Genomic DNA, 12435 nt, shown 5'->3' on the forward strand with positions numbered 1-12435 from the left:
AGTAAAAAAATAGAAAATGAAGCTTACCAGGGAAGAACCACGCCAGATTATGGCTCTTGAAGCTCTCAATAAGATACGGGATATCATTGCTGCATCTGTGCGCTATGGTGCACCGCCGGATTATGGTGCTATGTCCACGTCATCGGGATACCTGCTGTTTCTGTTGAATTATGCAAAGGTTTTTAATGATGAGAGCATGGAAGAAAAGGCCTACGAGCTGCTGGATCATCTTCTTTCCCGAAAGAAGGTATACCGGGAGGAAATACCTGGAACGATTTCATTCTGTTCCGGTGTACTGGGAACAGCATGGGTCCTGTTGCATGCCAGAAACAGAGATTTTATAGACTTTGATGATGACATACTGGATGACCTTGATCCGGTGGCTATGAATTTCATCGAGCACACCATGAAAAAAGGCAACTACGATTTCCTCCATGGTGCAGGTGGTGGCATCTATTATTTAATGCAAAAACGTAAGACGCCTGCAACTCTGCAGCTCTTGAAAAAAGCCGTTCAGTTGCTGCTGGACCAGAGTATTATTCGCGATGGCTGTCAGTACTGGGAATCATATGATGTACTGGAAGAGAGGAAGGACGCGAATGTAATTAATCTGGGTCTTTCTCACGGAATGCCTTCCATCATTGCAATATTATCAAAATTGTATGTATGGGACCCGGAATTTTATTTTCTGGGAGATGTTATCAGAAGGGTAGTAGCAGCTGTGCGTTTCGGGCGAAATGACGAAAACGCCGGCTCCATATATCCATACGCGAAAAACATTCAGCTGGCTGCATCAGATACCTCTAGAATAGCCTGGTGCTACGGCGATATGGGAATTGCGGTCAGCTTGTGGCAGGCCGGTGAAGCTATGGACGAAGATGATTTCCGGCAGGAAGCTGTGTTCCTCCTGGAACAAATATCTGCCAGAAGTACAGAAGACACTTCTGTAAATGATGGCGCACTGTGCCATGGTACAGCCGGTAGCTCTCATATTCTGAGGACTTATGCTGCCATTTGTGGTAGCAGAGAGATGTCGAAAGCGGCGGACTTCTGGCTGGAAAAGACCTTAGAGTATTTGCATCCCGTAGAAGGATTGTTAACAGCCAGAGCCAAATGGGACGCCCAAAAGGGTTATGTTAATTGCTTTAGCTTGTTGGAGGGACTTAGCGGAATAGGCCTCGCATTATTGTCAGCATATTCGCCGGAGAGATTGCACTGGGACGAGACACTCATCATCAGCCTTTAATTAATATACGACCCAACATTGTCTTCCATGAAAAATACAGATTTTGCAATACCCTTTTTCACGTTACGTATACCCTCGTTGTCTATTGAAGACTTGTACCAGTTCTATTCGGAACTGGAAAGAAGTAACGATCCCCACCGTGCTATCCTTGAAAGATTCAATACGCCTCTGTTGCAGGAGGCACTATATCTGGCTTCTCCTGTTTTGTGGGAGGAATACAGTAAATATCTGGCTCACCCTGCTTTCTGCCGGCCCGAAGAAAAACAGAAGCTTGCGGGGTCCATTCTCAAATATTATATAAGAGCCTGTACTCGTTCCACTCCTTTCGGATTGTTTGCCGGGTGTACTATCGGCGCCATAAAAGATTGTACCCGTTTGAATTTGTCTGCTGATGACAGCATTATCCGGCATCTCAGGCTCGATATGGATTATTTATGCTCTCTTGGAAATTATTTGGGCACTATTCCCGGCGTCAGAAATACGTTACTGTATACACCCAATCCAACAATATATAAGCTCAATGGAGAAACCAAGTATATAGAATACAGATATGGCAGATTTAATGACCGCAGCTTCCACCTGGTGAGTTTAAAATTGGATAACCCCGTTATTAGAGATATTTTAAAGATATCCCAATCCGGCAAAACTATTGAAGCGCTGGTCGACTATCTGGAGCAAAATTATGAGCTGGAAAGGAAAGAAATCAGGTCCTATATTGAAGACCTGATTTCCAACGGTGTACTTCAAAGCTCCATAGATCCTAATGTAACAGGCGATGAATATTTCCATGTTTTACATGCTGCTGTCACCGCAGCAGCAGTGGTAGATCCGACAGTCGGCACCATTGCGGCACTATTTGATCGTGTTCACGCCAAAATACTGGACATTGGAAGAGGCGGCACTGACATCGCTGCCTACAGAGAGGTTTTACACCTGCTGAAGGAAATCAATCCCGGAAATGAAGTAAACGAAAGCCGGTTATTCCAGATGGATACCGGCAGGGAATCTGCTTCCTTAAGCATTGATATGGCTGAGACAGCGACCTTACTGGAATGCCTCGAAAAAATCAATAACCTCTATTCCAATACCTCCCTGAAGGGATCACTGAGTACTTTTAAAAAAGCTTTTTATGAAAAATATGAAGCGAGAAGCGTAAAACTCGTCGAAGCACTGGACAGTGAAGTAGGTATTGGGTTCAAAAGCGCGCGTAGCCTGGCTGACTATTATTCCTCCGATGCCCCCGCACCCGGACAGACAACTGGCATAGATGCATTGGCTTTTCGTAAATACAAAGAATTTATCCAATCCAATAGCTCGGAGATAGTCCTCACGGATGAAGATTTTGGCCATACTTCAGGTGCAAGTAGGCCATTGCCTGACAATTTCAGTATAATGACAACGGTTCTGCAATCGGAGGGGAAAACGCTTTTCTGGGTACCGGAAATCGCCCTCTCTACCACCAATTTACTAGGGAGGTTCTGCCATTCCAACAAACAGCTGAACGATCATGCAGTCTCCCTCATCCAGCGAGAACAATCAGCATTGAATGGGAACGCCATCATAGCAGAGATAGCGCATCTTCCACAATCAAGGGTAGGTAATGTATTATCGCGCCCGCATTTAACAAACTATGAAATAGAATATCTCTCACGTTCCTCTCTGCCGAAAAAACAACAAATTAATATTGACGATCTTTATTTAAAAATAGAAAATGGCGATCTGATTTTATTCTCAAAAAAACTGAAAAAGAGGATCATTCCGAGATTGTCTTCCGCACACAACTATATGTCAGGCAGCCTCGATATATACCATCTCCTGGGAGAACTACAACATCAAAATATGTCCCTCATCAGCACATGGTCCTGGAACCCCATGTTCTATAACTCGGTTTTCCTCCCCAGGGTTTCCTACAAGAATTGTGTGCTTTCACCAGCCAAGTGGGTGCTGGACAGCAAATCTATTTTAAAGAAGATAGGCAGCTGGGAGAAGTTCAATACTCTGTTTCACAGGGTAAAGTCCGAAATTGGCCTCCCGGACATGATAGTGGTGAAGGAATCAGACAACTCATTACTGCTGGATACCCGCATATCTATCTGTCTTGAAATCCTGAAAAAGACCCTTATAAAAATGGATGTTCTTGTGGTGCAGGAAACCATCAGTAATTACCATGCAGCCAGCCCCGCAGTAAAGGATCCGACTGGTAAGCCGCTGACAAACGAGGTAGTTTTTCCAGTGGAAAAGATATCCGGAAGAAGAACAATAACGCCGATAAACAGCGATTGGTTGACAGGCACCAGAAGTCAACGGTCTTTTTTTCCGGGCGATGAATGGTTATACCTTAAAATCTATTCAAAGCAAAAAAATTTCAACAGTATCCTCCGGGAAATAGGTCCGTTGTTGCACAGGAAAATGAAACGAAAAGAAGTCCTATCCTGGTTTTTTCTCCGTTATGCCGATCCTGCGCCACATTTGCGAATACGTATCAGGCACAAAAACAACCAGACAGATATCCTGAAAGAAGTGCACACCCGACTGAATAAGCTGACCGCCAGCGGGTTTATCTCCAATATGATAGTGGACACCTATACCCGGGAGCTGGAACGATATGGCGACAAGACCATTGATGTGAGTGAAAATATATTCTGCCATAACAGTGACCTCGTTTGTTATCTGCTTCACCGGCGCGACAGTCAAGTAAATCCCGTCAGCCAGGACATAACAGCAACATTTGTCGTAGACCACTTGCTGACAACCTTTGGTTACGACACAAACGCTAAATCCTTATTCTGGGAAGAAGGCTATAAACAGTTCGCTGCTGAGTTCAATCTCAAAAATAACAAAGGTCTGAGAGATGCCATCCAGAAATCCTACCGGGCCAAACGAGATGATATAAAAAAAATCATAGCAAATGGAGAGGAAATGCTGGGGACAACCTACTTTAAAGCCTATAACGCAACCTCCCGTGCATTAAGCATCAGGCTGAAGGACCTCACTAAGTCGGAACTGGACAGGAACATGGCCAGTTATGTACATATGTTTATCAATAGGTTTTTTTCAATCGCTCAGCGACAGGAGGAACTGATCATATATTACTATCTTGATTCCCATTACAGATCATTAAATGCCATAAAAAAACACGCTGGTCAGGTAATGGACTAAATAGGGCGTGATTGAATGAAAGTGATATTATCGAAAATAAATCAACAGCATTAAAAATGGACCGGTAGCAAATCCCGCTGCCGGTCCCCGTTTACTCCCTCACTGGTGCCGGACACACTATAAAAAAGGCCATCCTCTTATATTCTACTGGTTCATTAGAAGCATCTGTTGGTGCCCATCTGGCTTTCTGCGGACCTTAAAGCTGCACGGTATCGGAGCAGTCTCTTTGCTCTTTGTTGCTGCGGCGAATGCGCCCATGATCACCGCGAAAAAAGTGATAGCAAAGAGTAATTTCTTCACGATTTTATTTGGAGGTTTTAAATGATGATGATATTGTTCGAAATGGAGGATGATTAAGAATGACGGATGTTTTATGTTGATGTAAGAAATAACAGAAACAGAAGAAGGTGCGGGGACAATCAATTTGGTGCGGCGAATAGAGCTATATATTGTATGATCTTTTGTATCTTACAATAGTCCACGTAAAAAACTAACAGTCATGAACAACAAGCACGAAATAACATTGCGGAAAACGGTAGTTGCCGATTTAGAGCACCTCTTTATTTTTCAGCTTGACGAGGAGGGTGGCTATTTAGCCGCTTTTATGCCCAAAAACCATACAGATAAGCAGGCTTATCTTCAGAAATACACAAAGTTCCTCAGCGAACCGACGATTAATATGTGCACTATTCTGGTGGATAATATTATAGCAGGCAGCGTCTCCAAGTTTGAAATGGACGGCAATGCGGAGATCACCTATTGGATTGATAAGAAGTTCTGGGGAAAAGGAGTGGGCACTCAGGCACTGCGTGATTTTTTAACCCTTGAAGGGGCCAGGCCTATTTTCGGACGGGTAGCGTTTGACAACATAGGTTCTCAACGGGTACTGGAGAAATGTGGCTTTACAAAAATCGGTACCGACAGAGGGTTTGCCAATGCGCGGCAAACAGAAATAGAAGAATTCATTTATAAACTGATCTGAGAAAATACTTTTTGCAAACCGGTAGGTGGTTTCCCACCACCGGTTTGTTTGGGCAACAGATACAGGTTGCTAAACTTATCTACCATTATTTTTCCTTCCTTTCTACCCAACCTCTCCGGTTATTCCTGCCGTTTACTATTGTAAACAGACTTTTCTATGAAATATCTTCCCCTTATTTTTTTGGCGGTAATGCTGGGTATCTGCTGCGTGATCGGTTGCAGAAAGGATATGACGGAAGCGGCCCGTCAGGAGCTGGCAGCTGAAAAGGCAGCGAAGCTTGCTGCCGGACTTGATTCTGCCGGTAACCCGAAGGACACGTCCCGCCACGATTCTATTCCCCATCCGGGAGATACCACCAAACCTCATTGGCCGGTTGACAGCCCTAAAATTCCGGTCGATAGTCCCAGGCATCCGGTGGACAGCCCGAGACATCCGGTAGACACGCCGTGGCATCCACGTCCGGACAGTTCCCGGAGAAGGTAGCCTGATTACGTATATGCTATCATGTTAGAAAAAACGTATTCTGTTCTACATTTGCGCCCAAACTGATAGTAAAAACGATAGTTGCTGTATGACTGATAGTCTATGGCAACTTTTCCCGTTTTGATAACCCACATTTCCTACTGTAACGGATTGCCCTTTGGAAGATTTACAGCAATTGGTACGTGAGTGCCTGACCAATAACAGGCGGAGCCAGGAAAAATTATACCGGAAGTTCTATCCGGCACTATTCCTATTGTGCAGGAAATTCTTCAACCAGCAGGAAGAAGCGGTAGAAGTATTGAATGATGGCATGCTTCGGGTATTTACGCAACTTGATAAGTACGATGCAGATAAAGGCGAATTCTTTAACTGGGTATATACTGTTGTCAGAAATACAGCACTGGATAAAATAAGGAGCCGCAAATGGCAGTCCCATAATGAAATTGAAGATGAGATGGTGGCAACGCAAAATAATATTCTGAGCAAGTTGGCCTGGGAAGATATCTATAAACTGCTCGACGTCCTGCCTCCATCTACCAGGGCCGTATGCTCGTTATTCTATCTGGAAGGAGTACCGGTAAAAGACATCGCTGAAATGCTGCAACAGAGCCCGGGAACAGTCAAATGGCACCTCAGTGAAACCCGAACTAAACTGAAACCGATATTGGAGCAACATTACCTTAAATGATACCTGAGTGAGTGAAAGTAACCTGCATAAACACTTCCGGGACGATGGCAATGTCCCTATTCCCATACCTCCGGCCGATGACAGCTGGAAGTTGATGGAACAACGGCTCAATGAAGTGATGCCTGTAACACACCAGGCAGGTGGGCATGCCACGCCCAATTCGTCAGGTATCATCGCTAAAATGCTGCCGGCTGTTAAATATGCGGTCGCCGCAATATTTGTGTCGGGTGTAGTATTGTATAGCCTGCACCGTATCAATCGTCCTGTACCGGCGCCGGCTCCTGCGGCGCAGGACGGCCCGGCTACTACAAAAGACAGCGCAGCCCTGACAATAGACACCATGGCTGATCAAAGCAATATCATCACCATACCGGATACCAATTATACAACATCACCAATCAATGCCGGCGCAGAGGGCAATATACCACCGGTAAACGCTTCAGGTAAACCGCTGGGAAACACTTCCGGCAGCACCGCTGAGGAACAGACCGGGCATCCGTCTGTCACTAATTCGATAGCTGCTACTGTTGGTACACCGGCAACCCAAATGATAACGGATGCCAACGCAGGCCATACAACACATCCCTCAGCTACCGGTACGGCAGCAGCCAAACCTTCCGCCACGGGGAAAACAGCCGCTGCGGCCTCTGTCAACAGGAATATCCCGCATAATGCCAATACAACGAAAGCCACCAGGGGGAAACAGATGATTCCCCATGACCAGCCCACTCACCGAACTCCCGCTGGTAAAACATCAAAAACCATTAACCAGCAAAAAAATCTTTTAAAATCCGGTCGACAGCCATCTGACGGGGTACATACATCGCTTCCCGCAGACAGCCCGGAAGAAAATAATGTTGCAGTAGTAGGCCGGGAAGGTCATAACCTCCCCGAAACAGCCGCCATGCTAGAACCTGGGTTACCTGCCCGGCTGACCCTGCAACAATTACCGCTTTACAAGGTCAGTCAGCCACTGAAAGTTAGCCGTGAAACCATAGACCGCCTGGCGTCTTACCGCATGCCGCGCTCCAGGTCCTATACCCCCGGATACTGGCAGCTAATGGCACAATGGACCGTGCCGGTGCCAGCTGTCAGCAACCCTGGCTATTACAAAGGCCCCGATGGGAACACCCAGTTATACAGACTGCTAATCCCCGGCATAAGAATGCAGCGTACCTGGAGTAATGCAGCGCTAAGCCTGGACCTCAACGCCATGAGTACACAACCCTACAGGAACGAGCCTTATTATTACACCAACAATCTGGCAGGTGCTGACTGGATGACCCGCACCATCCTGCAGACATTCGGCTACAGCGCCTCACTGGCTTATCATCACCGCATCGCTGGTAATTTTTTCGGCAGTGCAGGCGTACAGGCATATTACGGACATACCGCTTCCATCCTGGAGGTAGTCCGGTCACACGATACGACAGGCGTACATACCAAAACAACTACCAGCAGCGAAAAAGACAAGGTATGGAACAGCATCAATAAGTTCCGGGGGCGTATAACCGGCGAAATATATTACGACCAAGCCAGGTGGCAGGCCGCATTACGTACGGCCGTTCCCATACAACAACCGGCGAAAGACTCCATGGGAATGGGGATGAAACCTGTCGTACAGTTCGAATTGTTACTTAGATGGAAGATCAACCGGAGAAAATAAACAATTACTTTTACCTTTTCTGTTGTATGGTTTTATGATTATATTTGGATGATACAAACGTCCCGTTTTCCCATATTGAAAAACCAGATAGTTAGCCTTATTAACCATGCTAGTCAGTAATAAACATTTTACTCCGGTTATTGGACTGGATATCCATATCGTTATTTTGTTTGGCTTTCCTGTGCCATTGCCTCATCCATATATTGGGCTGGTGATAGACCCGATGGACTATGTCCCCTTTATTGGCGCCACTACCAAGGTGAATCACGTACCGCGTGGAAAGAGTGATACCAGCGGCATGATGATTATCCTCTTCCATATCCCCATGGGAGGACCTTTTCTGCTGGCTCCCATGATTGCACATGATTCTGTGAACTTCTTCGGTAGCAAAAAGGTGAAAGTGGAAGGCAACCTGATGAGCCCTTCCGGTCATATGCTGATGACCTGCAATGATATCGGACTGCCTTTATCACTGCAGCCCGGCAAAAAGCTGAGACCTATTCCCAGTATGTACCTGCCTACTTCTTACTCCATCCCCTTGTCCTTTGGGAAGCCTGTGATGGTAGGAGGCCCTTATGTGCCCGACTGGGCGGGCGTTTTACTGAACCTGCTGATGTCTTTTGGTTTTGGCGCACTTATGAAGGGAGTAGGCAAGGCAGGTAAAAAAGCGCTGACTAAATTCAATCACGCGCTGAAAGGCAAGCTGGGCAGCAATAAGCTGAGTAAATTCCTATGTAAAAAAGGCTTTGAACCGGTAGACCTGGTGCAGGGAATTGTGATCTATGATGGGAGCGATTTTGAACTGGCAGGTCCTATCCCCCTGCAATGGGGACGCTCCTGGAATAGTGACAGTGACTTTGAAGGACTGCTCGGGCATGGCACCCACTTCAGCTACGATCTGCGCGTACAGGAGTTCGCCGAGGAAGAGGCTACCGTAGTGCTACTGGGAGATGGCCGTAGCGCGGTATTCGAGCTGCTGCCTTATACCGGCAATATTGACTATAACCGACATGAAAGAAGTACACTCACCCGTAGCGCTACGGACGAATACGAACTGCTGGACCATAACACCCGGTTATACTACCGCTTTCGCAAGCTGCATCCCGCAGACTCACAGTACAGGCTATACGCTGTTTCAGATGAGATTGGTTTTATGATCAGTTTCCATTACAACGGCCAGGGACATTTGTTGCGGGTGATAGACAGCATAGGTCGCCATTTGCATATCAACAGTGATGAAAACGGACGTATGCTGGCCGTTATCATTAAACACAGGGGAGAGCAGCAGCAGCTTGTACAATATAACTACAATGATACAGGTGATCTCTGTGAGCTGACAGACGCGCTCGGACAAACCACCCGTATCCGCTATTATCAACATAAAATGATCGCCAAGACAGACCGCAACGGCCAGTCATTTTATTGGGAATATGACAACAAAGGCCGCTGTACGCATACATGGGGTGATGGCGGACTGCTGGAAGGACGGATCGCTTATTATCCCAAAGAAGGGTATAACCTGGTGACCAATTCCCTGGGACAAACCACCACCTACTATTATACGCCTGATTTTGTCGTTACTCAGATAAAAGATCCATTGGGCTACTCCAGATTTCTGGAGTATACCGGGGATGTTGAAATATATCGGGAAATTGATGAAGCTGCTAACGTGAATGGATATACGTATGATGAACGGGGCAACTGTACCAGCCTTGTTCAGCCTGATGGGAGCAGCACCAGTTTCTGTTATGATAAGGAAGACCGCATCACACTGGTGACTGATCCGCAGGGCAACAGCCGAACTTATATCTACTATAGCAAAGAACAATATAAGGGATTGTTACATACCATCACGGAAGCAGACGGCCGCATCTCTATCTTCCGCTACAATGCACAGAACCGCCTGAGTAAAATTGAAGATGAGCAGGGACGTATTACAAGTATGGAGTATGACGACGATGGCAACCTCTCTGTACTGACACTGCCGGATGGAGGAAGTGCGCGCTGGCAATATGATGCCTTGGGAAAAGTACAGCAATCCATCAATCCGCTCGGGCAACAGCAACAGTTCCGCTATGATGCCCTGGGCAGAGCAACAGAGGTGGAATTGCCGGATGGGAACCTTATTCAGCTGCAATACAACGCCTATGAAGAGGTGGTACAGATCCGGGATAAACATCACCAGGTAAAATTTGATTACACCCCGTTGGGCAGCCTGAAAATGCGGGAAGAAAATGGAGCGAAAGTTCATTTTGTATATAACAGGGAAGAACAGCTGACCGGCCTTGTAAACGAACAGGGGGAGATGTACCAGTTTGCCCGGGATGGCAGAGGAGATATTATCCAGGAAACCGGTTTCGAGGGGCAGGTCCGCCGGTATCAGCGGGATGAGACCGGCAAGGTGCTGAAGGTGTACCGCCCCGGTAAACGGTGGACAGAATATCAATATGATTACAACGGAAGACTAACCTATGCTGCCCATAGCGACGGTACCTGGCAATCGTATAGCTTTGACCGTAGCGGACAACTGATAGAGGCCGCCAATGACCACAACACGGTGAAATGGCAGCGTGATACGATGGGGAGGGTATTGCAGGAATGGCAGGATGGCTACACTGTCACCAATATCTATGACCGTGATGGTCGTCGGACCGGGCTGCAAAGCAGCCTGGGCGCCAATATCCGGCTGCAACGTAATCCAACCGGTGAAGTGGCCGCCATACAAGTCCATGCTGCCGGCATGGATACCCCCTGGACGGCGCAGTTTCAGCGCAACCTGCTGGGACTGGAAATAGAGCGCAGCCTGCCTGGTGGCGTAAAAAGCAGCTGGACCTACGACAAGGCCGGCATGCCTGAAAGCCACCTCGTCACCGCCAGAGAAAATGATACCTATAAACGGCACTACCGCTGGGATGCCAACCGGCGCCTCCGACAGCTGGTCAACGGTATCAGCAACGGCATGGTGAAGTTTAGTCACGATGAGCTGGGGAGACTGGCATGGGCACAATATGAGGATGGACAATATGATTATCGTTTACCCGATAAAGTGGGAAACCTGTACCGCACACCATCCCGCAAGGACCGTAAATACAGCACTGGCGGCCAGCTGCTGGAATCTGACAAGGCTCGCTTCACCTACGATGAGGAAGGTAACCTGCTCCAGAAAATAATCGCCCCGGACGCCGTATGGACCTACGAATGGTATGGCAACGGTCAACTCAAACAGGTGACCCGCCCGGATGGTAAAATAGTGGCGTTCCGCTATGATGCGGTGGGACGTCGTACTGAGAAGCAGTATGGCCACCAGTTGACCCGCTTCGTCTGGGATGGGAATGTTCTCCTGCATGAATGGCAATATCCGGCTAAAGACAGGCCGGAGGTGACCGTTACTGAATTGGGTGACCTGAAACAGAGCCACCCGGAACCAGTGCCTGCCGAAACGCTTGTCTCCTGGATATTTGAGGAAGGAACATTTGCCCCATTGGCGAGAATAAGCCAGGGAAAACAATATTCCATCATCGCCGACCACCTGGGCACTCCCTGTGAAGCATATGACGAAAAGGGTGAAAAGGTTTGGGCGGTCGAGTTGGATATTTATGGTAAGGTACGTAAGTTAGCAGGAGACCGATCACTGATACCATTCCGGTATCCGGGACAATATGAAGACATTGAAACCGGATTGTATTATAACCGCTTCCGCTACTATAGCCCGGAAGAAGGAATGTATCTCAGTCAGGACCCGTCGCGCCTGAAAGGCGGTATGCTGCTATACGCCTACGTATCAGACCCTAATGTCTTCGTAGACATATTCGGATTGATTCAGGAGGTGATCCGTACCATGAGCGAAGGGGAAAAAGATCTGACCATCGATAACAAAGGATTGGTACGAGGTCCGAATAATTCCAGAGGTGCTAAATGGGTATCCATTGGAGACACCTTTGATACCGCCAAAAAATCTGATTATAAAGTAGTTTTCCATACAGATGACAGTGTAAAAGATTTCCTGGCCACAGATACGTTGGATTATGAAGAAATGGTAGGAGGAGAAAGCAAGCATACTGATAAAATTTTAGTGAAAAGCAATGAACGCGGTGCCTATGGTATTGGCGTTGACAGGATGGAGGACTTTAATAAAAAGATCCAGAAAATAGAAGTGTTCAAAAAAGAAAAAGGGAAGTGGAAAAAAGTGAAGGAAATCAAGTGTAAGTAAA

7 protein-coding genes are annotated in these 12435 nt (G+C 47.0%); all 7 read left to right on the plus strand.

Translation table 11 applies throughout. The features are described 5' to 3' along the window. The first annotated feature begins 16 nt into the window (after window positions 1-16). Window positions 17-1246, plus strand: a complete 1230-nt coding sequence (locus ACTJJS_RS18125) for a lanthionine synthetase LanC family protein (protein WP_440664735.1) — start codon at window positions 17-19, stop codon at window positions 1244-1246. A gap of 27 nt (window positions 1247-1273) precedes the next feature. Further along, complete coding sequence (locus ACTJJS_RS18130; RefSeq protein ID WP_440664736.1) at window positions 1274-4405, plus strand: lantibiotic dehydratase; 3132 nt, start codon at window positions 1274-1276, stop codon at window positions 4403-4405. Window positions 4406-4904: 499 nt separating this feature from the next. After that, window positions 4905-5387 carry a GNAT family N-acetyltransferase gene (locus tag ACTJJS_RS18135; RefSeq protein WP_440664737.1) on the plus strand — a complete coding sequence of 161 codons (483 nt, stop codon included), beginning with the start codon at window positions 4905-4907 and terminating at the stop codon, window positions 5385-5387. A 156-nt stretch (window positions 5388-5543) separates the two neighbouring features. Further along, complete coding sequence (locus ACTJJS_RS18140; protein WP_168870285.1) at window positions 5544-5870, plus strand: hypothetical protein; 327 nt, start codon at window positions 5544-5546, stop codon at window positions 5868-5870. A 157-nt stretch (window positions 5871-6027) separates the two neighbouring features. Beyond that, window positions 6028-6558 carry an RNA polymerase sigma factor gene (locus tag ACTJJS_RS18145; protein ID WP_440664738.1) on the plus strand — a complete coding sequence of 177 codons (531 nt, stop codon included), beginning with the start codon at window positions 6028-6030 and terminating at the stop codon, window positions 6556-6558. A 7-nt stretch (window positions 6559-6565) separates the two neighbouring features. Continuing rightward, window positions 6566-8224: a hypothetical protein gene (locus tag ACTJJS_RS18150; RefSeq protein ID WP_440664739.1), complete on the plus strand. Its 1659-nt coding sequence runs from the start codon at window positions 6566-6568 to the stop codon at window positions 8222-8224. A 106-nt stretch (window positions 8225-8330) separates the two neighbouring features. After that, window positions 8331-12434, plus strand: coding sequence for a DUF6531 domain-containing protein (locus ACTJJS_RS18155; RefSeq protein ID WP_440664740.1), 4104 nt, complete (start codon window positions 8331-8333; stop codon window positions 12432-12434). Window position 12435 lies beyond the last annotated feature (1 nt).

The sequence above is a fragment of the Chitinophaga sp. 22308 genome (assembly GCF_052045305.1).
Taxonomy (GTDB): Bacteria; Bacteroidota; Bacteroidia; order Chitinophagales; family Chitinophagaceae; genus Chitinophaga; species Chitinophaga varians_A.

Excerpts from the sequence above, each read along its gene's own strand:
- ACTJJS_RS18135 (WP_440664737.1), top strand. The coding sequence starts at position 4,905 with ATGAACAACAAGCACGAAATAACATTGCGGAAAACGGTAGTTGCCGAT.
- ACTJJS_RS18140 (WP_168870285.1), top strand. The coding sequence starts at position 5,544 with ATGAAATATCTTCCCCTTATTTTTTTGGCGGTAATGCTGGGTATCTGC.
- ACTJJS_RS18155 (WP_440664740.1), top strand. The coding sequence starts at position 8,331 with ATGCTAGTCAGTAATAAACATTTTACTCCGGTTATTGGACTGGATATC.
- ACTJJS_RS18125 (WP_440664735.1), top strand. The coding sequence starts at position 17 with ATGAAGCTTACCAGGGAAGAACCACGCCAGATTATGGCTCTTGAAGCT.
- ACTJJS_RS18130 (WP_440664736.1), top strand. The coding sequence starts at position 1,274 with ATGAAAAATACAGATTTTGCAATACCCTTTTTCACGTTACGTATACCC.